This window comes from Ramlibacter sp. (genome assembly GCF_036383835.1).
In the GTDB taxonomy this organism is placed as follows: domain Bacteria; phylum Pseudomonadota; class Gammaproteobacteria; order Burkholderiales; family Burkholderiaceae_C; genus Ramlibacter.
This window is the reverse complement of the sequence record NZ_DASVNN010000012.1, coordinates 23,638-37,781: the sequence shown is the minus strand read 5'-3', so window position 1 is coordinate 37,781 and position 14,144 is coordinate 23,638. Positions and strand designations below refer to the sequence as shown.

The window sequence follows — 14,144 nt, the reverse complement described above, 5'->3', positions numbered from 1 at the left end:
GCTTCATCCCCGGGCACTGGCGAGCAGCGCCACCGACACCGCCGGTGCGCAGACGTCGGCCCACGACGCCAGCGCCGCCCGGGCGGCCGAAGCGGGCAGGGCGAGGTCGGCGTAGCGGAGGAAGGGCCGGCCCGCGCGCTGCGCCAGCTGCGCGGCGAGGAAGGCGCCGCAGCCCGCGCCGACGATCGGCGCACCGGCGCCCAGTCCCGCGTCCGCGCACACGCGCGCCAGCTGCCGCTGGATCTCTCCCAGCTGCACGTCCTTCCACCATGCGGCCAGTGCCCGCCAGTCGCGCTCGTCCGCATCGCCCTCGTCGCAACCCAGCATGCGGGCGAGCCGCCGGCAGGTGGCCTGCGTGTCCTTGCCGCGCCCGTCGGCGGTGGGCGCCTGGTCGTGCTCGGGCTCCAGTTCGCCGGTGAGCCGATAGACGTCCGCCGTGCTGGCGAAGAACTCGTTCATCACGTTCACCCGGCGGCGGCGCCAGCGCACGCGGGGTCCGAGCGCGCAGAGCGGCGTGCGCACCACGCCCTGGTACACCAGTTCGCCGGTGACCAGCCGTTGCGCATCGCTGGTGCCGCGGGCGGCCACGCGGCCGGCGCGCAAGGGGATCAGGTCGGTGGTGGTGCTGCCGATGTCCACCAGCAGCGCGTCGCCCACGCGCGGCGCGAGCACCCGCGCGGTGGCGCACCAGTTGGCCGATGCGATGCCGCGCCAGCGCGCCGCGGCTTCGCGCGGGGCGCGCCAGCCGCCGTCCGCGTCGAACAGCAGGAGCGATGGACCCAGGGAGTGCGCGAGATGCCCGGCGATCCGTGCCACGCCGTGCTCGCGGTCCGGGAACAGGTCGACCATCTCGCCGGACATGGTTGCGGCGTGGTCCGCGCCGCCGTCCCAGGCCCTCGACCAGCGCGAATGCGCCAGGGCCAGCGCGCCGTCCAGGTGCCGCATGCCCTGCCACAGGGGACAGGGCCACTGGGCGATGTCGCGCACCGCGCCGTCCTCGAGCAGGCAGGCCTTCAGGTGGGCGCCGCCGATGTCCCAGCCGAGTTGCAGGCGCGCGGTCTCATGCGGCGACATGGCCGGCCGCCTCCTGCGCACCGGCGCGCCGGTGCACGGCGAGGACGTCGGCCGCGAGATTGCGATGCAGGATTCCGGAGAGCCCCACGTAGGCGCAGGTCACGCGCGGATTGACTTCGATGACCACCGGTCCTGTCCTTTCGTTCCACACCACGTCGATACCGACATAGCCCCGCAGCCCGGGCATCGCGGCCGCGACGCGGGCCGCCAGCGGCCGCAGCAGCACGGCGCGAGGGTCGGCCGGTGGAATCGCCGCCGGTTGCACGCCGAGATCGTGCAGCCAGCCGGCGGCATCGCGCTCCAGCCGCTGCCGGTTGAACGCAAGGGCGTGTGCAAGAACCGGACCGACGATCGTCGCGATCGACAGCGGTTCGCCGTCCACGAAGGGTTCCATCACCGCCGGCCGGCCGGCTTGCAGGCGCCGCTGCAGGTCGGCGTGCGCTGCAGCGCGCGTGGCGTGGCGGCGCGTGTCCAGGGTGCCGGCGCCGTCGTCGGGCTTGACGATCCAGTCGCCGCGATGGCGCGCGGCGAACGCCGGCGGCGTGAGGAGGCCCGCGCCGGCCAGGACCTCGCAGGTGGCGCGCTTGCTCGCCGCCAGCCGGATCGCCTGCTCGCTGCAGCCGATCCACCGCGCCGCGCCGACGGCCCGTCGCAGCCGCAACAGCAGGCCGCCCGACTCCGGCGCGATCACCCAGCACAGCTCGTGCAGCGGCGCCTGCCTGCGCACGAAGGCGACCGCTCCTTCGCCCGGCAGCGGCGAGATCGCGCGGACCTGCGGACCGTGGAGGTGGCCTGCCTCTTGCTCCGCGACCGCGACCGTCACGGTCGTGCCCGCCACCCGTGCGAGGTCGCCGGCCACGGCGTCGCGCATCGCGCGACCCGCGGCGAGCATCCCGGCATGGGCCGGGCTGTCGCGGCCCAGTGCGTCCGTCGATTCGGGGTCGCCGGCGCTCAAGGGCTCATACACGAGGATCCGCGCCATGCCTTCTTCCTCCGTCGTCCCGGTCCAGGTGATTCCCGTGATCGACCTCCTGCGCGGCCAGGTGGTCCGCGGCGTGCGCGGCGAGCGCCATGCCTACCGCCCCATCGTCTCGCGGCTGGTGGACGGCAGTGCGCCGGTCGACGTCGCGCGGGCCCTGCGCGCGACGGCCCCGCCGCCGTCCGGACGCGAGGCCGTGCTGTACGTCGCCGACCTCGACGCGATCCAGGGCGGTCCGGCCCAGGTCTCCGTGCTGCTCGACTTGCTGCGCGCCCAGCCCGAACTCGTTCTCTGGCTCGATGCGGGCTTCGCCGGACCGGCGTCCGTGCGTGCGCTGAGGCCCGGGCTCGGCGCGGCGGCGGCACGCGTTCGCCCCGTGTACGGCAGCGAGTCGCTCGCCAGCGGCGCCGCGCTGGCCGAGCTCGCCGCGGATCCCGGCGCGATCCTGTCGCTGGACTCGCGGCTGGAGCGGCCGCTCGATCCTTCGGGCAGCTGGCAGCGGCCCGATCTGTGGCCGCGCACGCTGATCGTGATGACGCTCGACCGCGTGGGCGCGGGCAGCGGTCCGGACCTCGGCACGTTCACGCGCCTGCGCGCCCTGGCGCCCGACCGTGCCTGGATCGGGGCCGGCGGCGTGCGCGATGCCGCGGACCTGCGTGCATCGGCCTCCGCCGGGGCCGATGCATGGCTGGTGGCCAGCGCCCTGCACGACGGGACCTTGCACGCGGATTGATGTCGACGGTGCGGCCATGGCCGCGAACTATCAGGAAGCGTGCCATGGCGCATGCGCGCCGACCGCGTCGCCGGCCGCCACACAGTGTTCCATGCGGGCGTTGCAGACTGCCCTTGGCCGCCCCCGCCCGCGGGCAGCGCGGCTTGGCACACCGCTTGCGGAAGGGTTGGGCCGTGGAAGCCAACTGGACCTGCCCGTTCTGCGCGCTGCTGTGCGACAGCTTCGCCCTGGAAGGCGGGCCGGAGGCGCTCGCGCTGAACGGAAGCACCTGCCCGCGTGCGCGCGCGGGACTGGCCGCGCATGCCCGGCCCGAGGCGCCGGTCGCATTCATCGATGGCGTGGCCGTGGAACCCGCGCAGGCGATCGCCGAAGCGGCGCGCCGGCTGGCCCGGTGGCGACAGCCGCTGTTCGGCGGGCTGGGCATCGACATGGCGGGCGCGCGTGCGCTGTTCAAGCTGGCCGCGCGCACCGGCGCGATCTGCGACCACGCGGACGGCGAGCCTCTCGCGCAGGGGTTGCGCGCGCTGCAGGACCGCGGCCAGTTCCACACCACGCTGGCCGAGATCGGCGCCCGCGCCGACGTCGTGGTCTGCGTCGGCACGCAGGCCACGGCCCGTTACCCCGAGTTCTTCCGGCGTTGCGGCCTGGACCGGGCCGATGGTCCGTGCACGCGCCTCGTCTTTCTCGGCGCCGAACCGCCCGAGGATGTCCCGGGCGCCCTGGCTCCGGTCCGCATCGCCGGCTCGGGCGATCTCTTCGCCGACCTGCAGCAGCTCGCGGCCCTGCTCGGGCCGGCGCCTTGCCACGAGAGCGACCCGGAGCTCGCCGGGCTGGCGCGCATGCTCGGCGAGGCCCGCTACGCGGTGCTCGTGTGGGAGCCCGCGATGCTTCGGCGGCACGGCGCGCTGGCCGCCGAGATGCTGCTTCGCATCGTCATGGCCCTCAACCGCGGCACGCGCGCGGCGAGCTTCGCGCTCGGCGGCAGCGATGGCGCGGCGACCGTGCAGCAGGTGTTCACGTGGCTCTCGGGCCTGCCGCTGCGCACGCGGTTCGGTCGCGCCGGCTTCGAGCATGAACCGGTGCGGTTCGCGGGCGAGGCCTTGCTCGCCGACCGGGCCGTGGATGGCCTACTGTGGACCTGGAGCTTCGCCCCCGGCCGCCTCCCACCCGCCACGGACCTGTCGCGCGTCGTGCTCGGTCCCCCGGCCATGGGATCGCGCTTGCGGGAGGGGCGCGTCGCGAACCAGTGCGTCTTCGTGCCGGTGGCCACGCCCGGCGTGAACGCCGCGGGCCATCTCTTCCGCGGCGACGGTGTCGTGGTGCCGCTGGTGGCGGTGCGCGACGACGGCGTGCCGGCCTTGGACCGTGTCGTGGCGGAGCTGCTGGTTGGCCTGGAGGAACCGGAATGACGACCACGCGGCTGCGCGGCGGCCGGGTCTTCGATCCGGTGAATGCATGCAATGGCGAGGTGCGGGACGTGGCGATGCGCGCGGGCCGCATCGTCGCGCTCGATGGGCGCGAGCGCGTGGACGAGGAGATCGACGCGCAGGGCTGCATCGTGCTGGCCGGCGGCATCGACCTGCACAGCCACATCGGCGGCGGCAAGGTGAACATCGCGCGCTTGCTGATGGCCGGTCACCCCTGCACGCCGGGCACGCTCGCCACGGGCTACCGCTATGCCGAGATGGGCTACACCTCGGTGTTCGAACCGGCGATGGCGCCCAGCAACGCGCGGCACGCCCACATGGAGATGGGCGACGTGCCCATCGTCGACCACGGCGCCTACGTGATGCTGGGCAACGACGAGGCGTTCCTCGAGTTGTTGTCGCGGGGCGCGCAGCCGGAGCAGCTGCGCGATTACGTGGCCTGGATGGTGCATGCGACCAAGGCGCTGGGCGTGAAGGTCGTCAATCCCGCGGGCATCTCGGCCTTCAAGTTCAACCAGCGCCGGCTCGACGTCGACGAGCGCCATGTGCATTGGCAGGTGAGTCCGCGGCAGGTGGTGGCCGCCCTGGCGCGCGCGGTGCAGGAAGCGGGGCTGGCCCATCCGCTGCACATCCACGCGAGCAATCTCGGCGCCGCCGGCAACATCGCCTCGACCCTCGCCACCATGGATGCCCTGGACGGGCTGCCCGGTCACCTGACGCACGTGCAGTTCCACTGCTACGGGAGCGAAGGGCCGAAGAAATTTTCCTCCGCGGCGCTGCAGCTCGCCGAAGCGCTGGACGCGCATCCGAACTGTTCGATCGACATCGGCCAGGTGCTGTTCGGGCAGACGGTCACCGCTTCGGCGGACACCATGCGGCAGCATCCGATGGCGGACCTGGCGCGCCCGCGCAAGGCGGTGCTCGCCGATATCGAATGCGAGGGCGGCTGCGGGGTGCTGCCGTTCCGCTATCGCGAGCAGAGCTACGTCAACGCGTTGCAGTGGACCATCGGGCTGGAGCTGTTCCTGCGCGTGCGCGACCCCTGGCGCGTGGTGCTGACGACCGACCATCCCAATGGCGCGCCCTTCACCAGCTATCCGCACCTCATGCGCCTGCTGATGGACAAGCCCTTCCGCGACGAGCAGCTGGCACGCTTGCATCCGGACGTCGCGGCCCAGTCGGCCTTGCGCGAGATCGCGCGCGAGCTGAGCCTCCACGAGATCGCCATCATGACGCGCGCCGCACCGGCGCGGCTGCTCGGACTGCGGGACCGCGGCCATCTCGCGCCGGGCGCGGCGGCGGACGTCGCCGTATACCGCGAACAGGCCGACGCCGAGGCGATGTTCACGCGCGCCGAATGGGTGTTCAAGGACGGCGAGCCCGTCGTGCGGGGTGGGCGCGTCGTCGCCACGCCGGTGGGCGCGACACATTTCGCCGTTCCCGCCGTCGATGGCGGCGTGCAGCGCCTGTTCGCCGCGCGCGGCGACCGGCCGCTGGGCGTCCATCCACGCCATGCCGTCATCGGCGAGGACGAGCTTTGCGCCTGCTGCAACGGCGGCCGGCTGTTCCCCTGGGCCTGCGCGCCGCGGAGCCTGTGATGCGGCGCAACGGCATCGCCATCGACGACGGCTTCGCCGAGGCCTTTCCGATGAAGGCCACGCGCCTGGTCGTCACGGCGCACGACAGCGTGTGGGCCTCGCATGCCGCCGTGAGTGCGACGGGCCTGGCGACTTCGGTGATCGGCTGCGGGTGCGAAGCGGGCATCGAGCGCGAGCTGTCGCGCGAGGAGACGCCGGATGGCCGCGCCGGCGTCGCCATCCTGCTGTTCGCCGTCTCGGGCAAGGAGCTCGCCAGGCAGGTCGAGCGGCGCGTCGGCCAGTGCATCCTGACCTGCCCGACGACGGCGGTGTTCGCCGGGCTCGCGGAGGGCGAACTGGTGCCCCTCGGACGCAACCTGCGCTTCTTCGGCGACGGCTGGCAGGCCTCCAAGGTGATCGCGGGCGTGCGCTATTGGCGCGTGCCGGTCATGGACGGCGAGTTCGTCGCGCAGGAAAGCACCTTCGTGGTCAAGGGCGTGGGCGGCGGCAACCTGCTGCTGCTCGCGCGCGACACCGAGGCAGCGCTGGCGGGTGCGGAGGCCGCCGTGCGGGCGATGCGCGCCGTGCCCGGGGTGATCCTGCCGTTTCCCGGCGGCGTGGTGCGCTCGGGGTCCAAGGTGGGCAGCAAGTATGCGTCGCTCGTGGCGTCCACCAACGACGCGTTCTGCCCGTCGCTCATGCGCTTGACCCCGAACAGCGCACTCGCCGAAGAGGAACGCTGCGTGCTGGAGATCGTGATCGACGGCCTGGCCGAGGCCGACGTGGCCGGCGCGATGCGGGCCGGCATCGCGGCGGTGGTCGCGCGCGGCGCGCAGGCGGGGATCACGCGCATTTCGGCCGGCAACTATGGCGGCAAGCTGGGCCCGTTCCACTTCCGCCTGCACGACCTGGCGCCGCGGGGGGAGGCATGACGAGGCACACGCTCATGCTCCGCGCGGCGCCGCCGCTGCGCGTCGACGCCCGCGCGCTGTCGCCTGCCGCCTTGTGCGCGATGCGCCGCGAAGAGGTGCTGCGCCTGCCCCTGCCGCAGGGACGCGAGAGCGTGCCGCTCGGCGAATGCTTCGATGTCGCCTCCGACCTCGACGACGCGCCACCACGATTGCGGTTCGAGGGCGACCTCTCGCGCTTCGACGGCCTGGGCGCGGGCCTGGCCCTCGGAACGATCGAAGTGCACGGCTCGGTCGGCGACCAGCTCGGCCTGGCCATGTCCGGCGGCGAGCTCCAGGTGGAAGGATCCGCGCGCGACCTGGCGGGCTGCGCCATGCGCGGCGGCCGACTGGAGATCCGGGGCGATGTCGGCGACTTCGCCGCGGGGGCGCTGCCGGGAGCAATGGACGGGATGACGGGCGGAACGCTGGTCGTGCATGGACGGGCCGGAGCGCGCCTGGCCGACCGCATGCGGCGCGGCACCGTGGTGGTCCACGGCGATGCAGGCGACTTCCTCGCCTCGCGGCTGGTGGCCGGCACCGTGGCCATCGGCGGACGCTGCGGCGCGCACGCGGGCTGGGGCATGCGCCGCGGAACCCTCGTCATGGCGGGCGAGGCGCTGCAGCCGCCGGGGACTTTCGTGCCGGTGCATGCGGACGCCGGCGTGTTCTGGGCTTTGCTGGCCCGCGATCTCGCGCGTTTCGGCGGCCGCTTCGAAGCCTTGCCCCGCCGCGCGATCGCACTCTGGGCCGGGGACCTCGCCGTGCAGGGCCGCGGCGAGTGGCTCGTCCTGCTCGACTAGGCGCTGCGCTGCAGCGATTCGCGCCGGTCGCGGAACACCAGCGGATGTTCGACGGCGCTGGCGGTGTCCGCTGCCGCCACGGCCTGCAGGATGCGGTCGTGGTGCGGGCTCTTGGGACACACCGGATCGGCGGTCTCCGCATCGCGGGCCACCAGCCAGGCCTGGCAGCGGCAGCCGCCCAGGTCCTGCTCGCGGAACTCGCAGGTGGCGCAGGGCGCCTTCATCCATCCCGTTCCGCGGTAGCGCCCGAAGCCTTCGGAGTCGTACCAGATCTCGCGCAGGTCGTGATCGCGCACGTTGGGGAAGGCCGCGCCCGGCAGCATGCGGGCGGTGTGGCAGGGCAGGGCCACGCCGTCGGGTGCCACGTTCAACAGCGTGGTCCCCCAGCCGTTCACGCAGCGCTTCACCTGGCCCTCGTGGTAGTCCGGGGCGACGAAGAAGATGCGCATCGATCCGGCCAGCCGCGCGCGCCAGGCGTCGGTGCACGCCTCGGCGCGCCGCAGCTGGTCGTGCGTGGGAAGGAGCTGCGATCGGTTGAGGAAGGCCCAGGAGTAGTACTGCGTGTTCGCGAGCTCCAGGTATTCGGCGCCCAGTTCATGCGCCATGGCGATGATGCGGTCCACGTGGTCGATGTTGAGGCGGTGGATGACCACGTTCATGACCATCGGCCAGCCCTGTTCCTTGATCAGCGTGGCGACGCGGCTCTTGAGCTCGAAGGTCTTCGTGTGCGAGAGGAAGTCGTTCATCTCGCGCGTGGAGTCCTGGAACGACAGCTGCACGTGGTCGAGTCCCGCCTGCTTCAGGGCGCGGGCGCGCTCGGCGGTCAGGCCGACGCCCGAGGTGAGCAAGTTGCTGTAGAAGCCCAGGCGATGCGCTTCGGCGACGATCTCTTCCAGGTCGTCGCGCAACAGCGGCTCGCCTCCGGACAGCCCCAGTTGCACCGCGCCCAGCGCGCGGGCTTCGCGCAGCACGCGCAGCCAGTCCGCGGTGCCCAGTTCGTCCTCGGTGCGCGCGAAGTCCAGCGGGTTGAAGCAGAACACGCAGTGCAGCGGGCAGCGGTAGGTCAGCTCCGCCAGCAGCCACAGGGGGGGACCCGGGCGTGCCATGCCTTCACTCCCAGGCGAGCCAGCGCTGCTGCGCCGCCAGCTCCATGAACGCGAACACCTCGGGTGCCAGGCCCTGCGCGGAAAAGGCGGATTCGAGATCGGTCACGATCTGCGCCGCCGTGCGCGAGCCGTCGCAGCGCTTGAGGATCTCGCCGGCGCTCTGGTTCAGTTTCACCATGCCCTCCGGGTAGAGCAGCACGTGGCACTCCTGCGCCGGTTCCCACTGCAGGCGGAAGCCGGAGCCGATGCGCGGAATGGTGCCCGGGCTCATGACACGCCGTACTTCCAGGCCATCGCGTCGTTCATCGCCCAGAGCACGTCCAGCTTGAACTGCAGCACTTCCAGCGCCCGCCGTTGCAACGGGTAGGTGTCGAAGTGCTCCAGCGTGATCGCCAGCCCCTGTTCGACGTCGCGGCGCGCGCGGCCGACCCGCTGGCGGAAGTAGGCGAGGCCCGCCGGTTCGATCCAGCCGTAGTGTTCGGGCCAGCTCGCCAGCCGCTGCTGGTGGATCTCCGGGGCGAACAGTTCGGAAAGCGACGAGCACACCGCTTCCTGCCAGGGGGCGCGGCGCGCGAAGTTCACGTAGGCGTCGACCGCGAAGCGCACGCCGGGCACGACGTGCCGCAGGTCCAGCACTTCCTCGCGCAGCAGTCCCGTCGCTTCGGCCAGGCGCAGCCAGGCCTCGATGCCGCCTTCGTCCTTCGTGCCGCCGATCTCGAAGCCGTCGTGGTCCAGGATGCGCTGCACCCAGGCGCGCCGCACCTCGCGGTCGGGGCAGTTGGCCAGGATCGCCGCGTCCTTGATGGGAATCGCGACCTGGTAATAGAAGCGGTTGGCCACCCAGCCGCGGATCTGCTCCGGCGTCGCGCGCCCTTCGTTCAGCATGCGGTTGAACGGGTGGTGGATGTGATAACGGCTGCCCAGCGAGCGCAGCTGCTGCTCGAACTCCGCGCGCGCCCAGGGAATGCTCACAGCACGATCTCCATGCCGTCCTCGCACAGCGCGATGCCGGCCTGCGCAAGGCTGGCGCTCTGCGGCGAGTCCGCGTCGAGGATGGGATTGGTGTTGTTGATGTGGATGAGGTAGCGCCGCGTATGCGCGGGCAGGCGGGCGAGCCATTCGATCATCCCGCCGGGCCCCGAGAGGGCGAGGTGGCCCATGTCGCGCGCCGTGTGCGTGGACAGGCCTTGCGCGATCATTTCGTCGTCGGTCCAGAAGGTGCCGTCCACCAGCACCGCGTCGGCGTTGGCCATGGCGTCGAAGATGGCAGGGGTGATCGCCATCAGGCCCGGCGCGTAGAAAGCCGAGACGCGTCGCCCGCGCTCGCTGATGGTCAGCGCGATGTTGTCGCCAGGGGCCCCCTGTTCGCGATGCGGCGAATAGGGCGCCGCCTTGCCCGGCACGGTGAGGGCGCGCAGCGACAGGCCGGCAACGCCGGGGATCTCGAAGCTCGCGCCGTCGAGGGGGATCGCATGGTGCTCGACGCCGCAGTAATGCCGCAGCACCTCGAACACCGGATAGCCGCTGCCCAGGTCCTCGGCGACCGCCGGGGTGCACCACACCGGCAGGGGCGAACCGCGCTCGCGCAGCATCAGCAGGCCGGTCGCGTGGTCGAGCTGGCCGTCGACCAGTACCACGCCCGCGATGGCGGTGTCGCGCACCTGGCGGGCTGGTTGCAAGGCGGCACGGCCGCGGATCTGCTCCAGGATGTCCGGGGAGGCGTTGAAGAGGATCCCGTCCGCGCCGGTGTCGTCGCGCACGAAGATCGAGGATTGCGTGCGCGCCGAGGCGCTCAGGCTGCCGCCGCGCACGCCGGCGCAGTTGCGGCAATTGCAGTTCCACTGCGGGAAGCCGCCGCCGGCCGCGCTGCCAAGGATGGAGATGCGCATCGTCGGCCCCGGCCGGCGGGCCCGCTCAGCGGACCGCCACGTACATCGTGATCTCGAAGCCGAAGCGGAAGTCCTGGGCCTGGGGGGTTTGCCACGTCATGTCGATCTCCTGGTGGGGTGCCGGGAGGAACATGGTCGCGGCCGGGTCCGTGGCCGGGTAGCCCCGCCGCCATGAATCCGGCCTCATGATTTTCATGAATCGGGCGCGGCGCTTGCTCGCTACCATGGCAGCACGGAGGGCGAGGCCATGACCCTGCGATTGAAGATCCACCTGATCGTCGGCGCGCTGACGCTGCTCTTCGTGGGCACGCTGCTGGCGCAGCAGTTCGGCGACATGCGCAAGTCGGTCAACGAGGAAGTCGTGGCGGCCAACCGCGTCGCCGCCCAGCTGCTGCGGCGCGCGGTCTGGGCCCACGCCGCGCAGGGACCGCAGGCGCTGCTGGCCTACCTCGAAGGGATGGGGCGCATCCGCTCCAACGACATCACGCTGCTCGACGCGAACGGCGCGGAGCTCTACCGGTCGCCGCCCTCCAGCTGGAAGGCGGGCCGCGATGCCCCGGCGTGGTTCGAGTCGCTGATCACCCCGCGGCCGTCGGTGCAGAGCATCCAGTTTCCCGATGGCAAGCTCATCGTGCGGGCCAACGCCTCGCGCGCCGCGCTGGATGCCTGGGACGAATTCGGGCCGCTGATGCTGCGGTCGGTGCTGCTCCTCGTCGTCGCCAATGCCGCGGTGTTCTGGCTGGTCGGCCGCGCGGTGCGTCCTTTCGGCAGGATCGTCGGCGCGCTGAACGAACTGGAGACCGGCCGCTTCGACGTCGAACTGCCCCGCCTGCAAGGCAAGGAGGCCGCGGCCATCGGCGACGCATTCAATCGCATGGTGAGCATGCTGCGCCAGAACATCGAAAGCGAGCGGCGCGCGGCGCTGGCCGAGCGGCGGCTGTCCGACAGCCGCGAGCTCGCGCACTGGGTCGCCGGGCAGATCGAACAGGAGCGCCGCAGCATCGCGCGCGAACTGCACGACGAGCTGGGGCAGTCCGTCACCGCGATGCGCAGCATGGCCCTGTCGATCGCGCAGCGGGTGCGGGAGATCGACGAGGAATCGGAGCGCGCCGCCCGCGTCATCGCCGACGAATCGTCGCGCCTGTACGAGGCGATGCACGGGCTGATCCCGCGCCTGACGCCGCTCGTGCTGGACAACTTCGGGCTGCGCGAGGCCCTCGGCGACCTGGTGGAACGCACGCAGCGCAGCCAGCCCGGCGTGCGCATCGAGCTCGACGCGCAGCTCGCGGAAATCCGGCCCTCGGCCGAAGTGGCGCTGACGCTCTACCGTGCCGCGCAGGAAGGCATCACCAACGCGCTGCGGCACGGCCATGCGCGCTCGCTGCGCCTGCGGTTGCGAGCCGTGGAGGACAGCATCGCACTGCAGCTGGTGGACGACGGCACGGGACTGCCGGCCGGATGGCCCGACAGCGGCGGGCAGCGCGGACTGCGCTGGCTGGCCGAGCGCGTCGAATCCGTGGGCGGGCAATGCCGGGTCGAGCCGGCCGCGGCGGGCGGCGTGTGCCTGGAGGTCACCGTGCCGCTCCACCAGCCCGAGGAGGCACTGGCGTGATCCGCGTCATGCTGGTGGACGACCACGCCCTGGTGCGCATGGGCTTTCGCATGCTGCTGGCCGATGCGCACGTGGAGGTGGTGGCGGAGGCCGGCGACGGCGAGCAGGCCTGCCAGGCCTATCCGCGCGTGAAGCCCGACGTCGTGGTGATGGACCTTTCGATGCCGGGCATGGGCGGGCTGGAAGCGGTGCGCCGCCTGCTGGCGCAGGATCCCAGGGCCCGCGTGCTCGCGCTCTCCGCGCACGAGGACACGGCGCATTCCAGCCGCGTGCTGCGGGCCGGCGCGCTGGGTTACCTGGCCAAGCGCAGTGCGCCGGAGGAATTGACGAACGCCGTGACCGCGGTCGCGCGCGGCGAGCGCTATGTCGATCCGCAGACGGCCCAGGCGTTGGCGATGGCGCAGATCGAGGGTGCCGGCAGCCCGGCCGACGTGCTGAGCGAGCGCGAGTTCGCCGTGTTCGTCCAGCTCGCGCGCGGCGCGACGGTGCAGCAGGTCGCCGAGAACCTGAAGGTGTCGCCCAGCACGGTGGGCACGCACCTGTACCACGTCAAGCAGAAGCTCGGCGCAGGCAACCAGTCGGAGCTGACGCTGGTGGCCCTGCGCTGGGGCCTGATCGAAACCTAGGATCCCGCGTCGCAGTGCACGTGGAGCATCGACTGCCCCACCTGCAGGAAGGCGCCGTAGCGCAGGATGTACTCGCGCTGGACGGCGTAGGCCTGGTGTTCCCATTCCACCGACTGCTTGCAGGAGGGCGGGACGCTGAAGGCCGCGCCGCCGGCCAGCGAGTCGTCGCCGCGCGCCACGCCTTGCAGGTAGTGGACCATTTCGTGCACGACGATGGAGCTCGCGAACAGGCTGTCCTCGGGATCCAGCTTCTCGTCGATGTACACGTTCCTGCCGCCGGCGTACCAGCCGAGCACCTTGCATTCCTGCCCGTGGCAGGCTTGCTGGACGAAGAACTCGTGGGGTTTGGGAACCACCACCGGAGGCTCGGGAGGGGAAGGGTAGCCGGACAGGGTGACCGCCCAGGACAGGAGGGTGGCGTAGAGATCGGACATGGCCCACTCTATCGTGCGAACCTTGCTGGGGTATCCCCCGTCCGAGTCAGTGAAACGGCGATGTCGGAGAAGGACAACGCGCCGAAGGGGGAACGGTCCGGCAGACGCGCGCGAAGGCCGGGTTCAGCGCACGGCCTGGTCGGCGTTCGCGGCGTGCTCGAGCCCTTTCGCCTCCGCGAGGCCCCCGGCACCGCGCAGGACGGTGCCGGAGAGGTCGGCCTCGGTGAAGTCGGCCCCGGCGACGTCCGCGCCCTCGAGGTTCGCTCCTTCGAGCCGGGCGCGGAACAGGTTCGCTCCCCGCAGGTTGGCGTTGCGCAGATTCGCGAACGACAGCAGGGTGCGGTTCAGGTCCGCGCCTTCGAAGTTCGCGCCCGCGAGATTCGCGCCGGTGAGGTCGGTGCGCATCTGCCCCATGCCCTGGTTGCGGATGTCGACGCCGATGCGCGCCTGCGACAGATCGGCGCCGCTCAGGTCGGCCGCCGGCAGGTCGGCGATCATCCGCGCGCCGCGCAGGTTCGCATCCTTGAAGATGGGCAGCTTCTTCACCTGCCCGCCGAGCACGACGACGGAAAGCAGGCTGGCGTCGCGCAGCTGCGCGCCGGTGAAATCGGCGCCCATCAGCCAGGCGCCATTGAGGTTGGCGCCGAAAAGGTCGGCGCCGCGCAGGTCGGCCGAGACGAGTTTGCTGGCGAACAGGTTCGTGCCGCGCAAGCTCGCCTTGCGGAAGTCGAGACCGCTCAGGTCCAGGTCGGAGAGATCCTTGCCGCTGAAATCGGCCGGCGGCGACTGGGCCAGCATGCGCACGACGTCGTCGCGCGAGAGTTCGGCCGCGCCGGCGGCGGCGCCGAGCGCGATCAGCGACGCGCCGAGTACGCGCAGGCAGGCACGTGTGGGGTCGCGTTCCATGGAGTCATCCCGCGGCGCAGGCTAGCACGCG

16 protein-coding genes are annotated in these 14,144 nt (G+C 72.0%); 7 read left to right on the top strand and 9 right to left on the bottom strand.

Translation table 11 applies throughout. The features are described 5' to 3' along the window. Window positions 1-3: 3 nt before the first annotated feature. Together VF522_RS02120 and VF522_RS02115 are read right to left on the bottom strand one after the other, a co-directional pair. On the bottom strand, window positions 4-1,074 hold the full coding sequence (locus VF522_RS02120; RefSeq protein ID WP_330906557.1) for a hydantoinase/oxoprolinase family protein: 1,071 nt from the start codon (window positions 1,072-1,074) through the stop codon (window positions 4-6). Then, complete coding sequence (locus VF522_RS02115) at window positions 1,061-2,056, bottom strand: ATP-grasp domain-containing protein (RefSeq protein WP_330906556.1); 996 nt, start codon at window positions 2,054-2,056, stop codon at window positions 1,061-1,063. The genes VF522_RS02120 and VF522_RS02115 overlap by 14 nt, the downstream gene beginning before the upstream one ends. Here VF522_RS02115 and VF522_RS02110 point away from each other — a divergent pair. The 5 genes from VF522_RS02110 (at window position 2,055) to VF522_RS02090 (ending at window position 7,540) form a co-directional block, all read left to right on the top strand. Further along, complete coding sequence (locus VF522_RS02110; RefSeq protein ID WP_330906555.1) at window positions 2,055-2,786, top strand: HisA/HisF-related TIM barrel protein; 732 nt, start codon at window positions 2,055-2,057, stop codon at window positions 2,784-2,786. The genes VF522_RS02115 and VF522_RS02110 overlap by 2 nt on opposite strands. 173 nt (window positions 2,787-2,959) lie before the next feature. Beyond that, on the top strand, window positions 2,960-4,195 hold the full coding sequence (locus tag VF522_RS02105; RefSeq protein WP_330906554.1) for a formylmethanofuran dehydrogenase: 1,236 nt from the start codon (window positions 2,960-2,962) through the stop codon (window positions 4,193-4,195). Beyond that, a complete protein-coding gene (locus VF522_RS02100) occupies window positions 4,192-5,811 on the top strand; it encodes a formylmethanofuran dehydrogenase subunit A (protein WP_330906553.1) in 1,620 nt (539 codons plus the stop codon). The genes VF522_RS02105 and VF522_RS02100 overlap by 4 nt, the downstream gene beginning before the upstream one ends. After that, window positions 5,811-6,722 (top strand): formylmethanofuran--tetrahydromethanopterin N-formyltransferase, encoded by a 912-nt coding sequence (gene fhcD / locus VF522_RS02095; protein ID WP_330906552.1) that lies wholly within the window; start codon window positions 5,811-5,813, stop codon window positions 6,720-6,722. The genes VF522_RS02100 and fhcD overlap by 1 nt, the downstream gene beginning before the upstream one ends. Further along, window positions 6,719-7,540: a formylmethanofuran dehydrogenase subunit C gene (locus tag VF522_RS02090; protein ID WP_330906551.1), complete on the top strand. Its 822-nt coding sequence runs from the start codon at window positions 6,719-6,721 to the stop codon at window positions 7,538-7,540. Before fhcD ends, VF522_RS02090 begins: the two co-directional genes overlap by 4 nt. Here VF522_RS02090 and pqqE read toward each other — a convergent pair. Genes pqqE through pqqA form a run of 5 tightly spaced genes read right to left on the bottom strand, consistent with a single transcriptional unit; the run spans window position 7,537 to window position 10,722 of the window. Further along, on the bottom strand, window positions 7,537-8,646 hold the full coding sequence (pqqE, locus tag VF522_RS02085; protein WP_330906550.1) for a pyrroloquinoline quinone biosynthesis protein PqqE: 1,110 nt from the start codon (window positions 8,644-8,646) through the stop codon (window positions 7,537-7,539). The genes VF522_RS02090 and pqqE overlap by 4 nt on opposite strands. Before the next feature lie 4 nt (window positions 8,647-8,650). After that, a complete protein-coding gene (gene pqqD, locus VF522_RS02080) occupies window positions 8,651-8,917 on the bottom strand; it encodes a pyrroloquinoline quinone biosynthesis peptide chaperone PqqD (RefSeq protein WP_330906549.1) in 267 nt (88 codons plus the stop codon). Beyond that, window positions 8,914-9,618 (bottom strand): pyrroloquinoline-quinone synthase PqqC, encoded by a 705-nt coding sequence (pqqC, locus tag VF522_RS02075; protein WP_330906548.1) that lies wholly within the window; start codon window positions 9,616-9,618, stop codon window positions 8,914-8,916. The genes pqqD and pqqC overlap by 4 nt, the downstream gene beginning before the upstream one ends. Next, entirely contained in the window at window positions 9,615-10,535 is a 921-nt protein-coding gene (gene pqqB / locus VF522_RS02070; RefSeq protein ID WP_330906547.1) for a pyrroloquinoline quinone biosynthesis protein PqqB, read from the bottom strand. The genes pqqC and pqqB overlap by 4 nt, the downstream gene beginning before the upstream one ends. Before the next feature lie 25 nt (window positions 10,536-10,560). Next, window positions 10,561-10,722 (bottom strand): pyrroloquinoline quinone precursor peptide PqqA, encoded by a 162-nt coding sequence (gene pqqA / locus VF522_RS02065; protein WP_330906546.1) that lies wholly within the window; start codon window positions 10,720-10,722, stop codon window positions 10,561-10,563. A 60-nt stretch (window positions 10,723-10,782) separates the two neighbouring features. On the opposite strand from pqqA, the gene VF522_RS02060 reads away from it, so the two are divergent. Together VF522_RS02060 and VF522_RS02055 are read left to right on the top strand one after the other, a co-directional pair. Then, a complete protein-coding gene (locus VF522_RS02060) occupies window positions 10,783-12,147 on the top strand; it encodes a histidine kinase (protein ID WP_330906545.1) in 1,365 nt (454 codons plus the stop codon). Next, window positions 12,144-12,773 (top strand): response regulator transcription factor, encoded by a 630-nt coding sequence (locus VF522_RS02055; RefSeq protein WP_330906544.1) that lies wholly within the window; start codon window positions 12,144-12,146, stop codon window positions 12,771-12,773. Before VF522_RS02060 ends, VF522_RS02055 begins: the two co-directional genes overlap by 4 nt. Here VF522_RS02055 and VF522_RS02050 read toward each other — a convergent pair. Then, entirely contained in the window at window positions 12,770-13,207 is a 438-nt protein-coding gene (locus tag VF522_RS02050) for a hypothetical protein (RefSeq protein ID WP_330906543.1), read from the bottom strand. The genes VF522_RS02055 and VF522_RS02050 overlap by 4 nt on opposite strands. 123 nt (window positions 13,208-13,330) lie before the next feature. Continuing rightward, window positions 13,331-14,113: a pentapeptide repeat-containing protein gene (locus VF522_RS02045; RefSeq protein ID WP_330906542.1), complete on the bottom strand. Its 783-nt coding sequence runs from the start codon at window positions 14,111-14,113 to the stop codon at window positions 13,331-13,333. Window positions 14,114-14,144: the final 31 nt, after the last annotated feature.

Excerpts from the sequence above, each read along its gene's own strand:
- VF522_RS02120 (WP_330906557.1), bottom strand. The coding sequence starts at position 1,074 with ATGTCGCCGCATGAGACCGCGCGCCTGCAACTCGGCTGGGACATCGGC.
- VF522_RS02110 (WP_330906555.1), top strand. The coding sequence starts at position 2,055 with ATGCCTTCTTCCTCCGTCGTCCCGGTCCAGGTGATTCCCGTGATCGAC.
- VF522_RS02115 (WP_330906556.1), bottom strand. The coding sequence starts at position 2,056 with ATGGCGCGGATCCTCGTGTATGAGCCCTTGAGCGCCGGCGACCCCGAA.
- VF522_RS02100 (WP_330906553.1), top strand. The coding sequence starts at position 4,192 with ATGACGACCACGCGGCTGCGCGGCGGCCGGGTCTTCGATCCGGTGAAT.
- fhcD (WP_330906552.1), top strand. The coding sequence starts at position 5,811 with ATGCGGCGCAACGGCATCGCCATCGACGACGGCTTCGCCGAGGCCTTT.
- VF522_RS02090 (WP_330906551.1), top strand. The coding sequence starts at position 6,719 with ATGACGAGGCACACGCTCATGCTCCGCGCGGCGCCGCCGCTGCGCGTC.
- pqqE (WP_330906550.1), bottom strand. The coding sequence starts at position 8,646 with ATGGCACGCCCGGGTCCCCCCCTGTGGCTGCTGGCGGAGCTGACCTAC.
- pqqD (WP_330906549.1), bottom strand. The coding sequence starts at position 8,917 with ATGAGCCCGGGCACCATTCCGCGCATCGGCTCCGGCTTCCGCCTGCAG.
- pqqB (WP_330906547.1), bottom strand. The coding sequence starts at position 10,535 with ATGCGCATCTCCATCCTTGGCAGCGCGGCCGGCGGCGGCTTCCCGCAG.
- pqqA (WP_330906546.1), bottom strand. The coding sequence starts at position 10,722 with ATGAGGCCGGATTCATGGCGGCGGGGCTACCCGGCCACGGACCCGGCC.
- VF522_RS02060 (WP_330906545.1), top strand. The coding sequence starts at position 10,783 with ATGACCCTGCGATTGAAGATCCACCTGATCGTCGGCGCGCTGACGCTG.
- VF522_RS02050 (WP_330906543.1), bottom strand. The coding sequence starts at position 13,207 with ATGTCCGATCTCTACGCCACCCTCCTGTCCTGGGCGGTCACCCTGTCC.
- VF522_RS02045 (WP_330906542.1), bottom strand. The coding sequence starts at position 14,113 with ATGGAACGCGACCCCACACGTGCCTGCCTGCGCGTACTCGGCGCGTCG.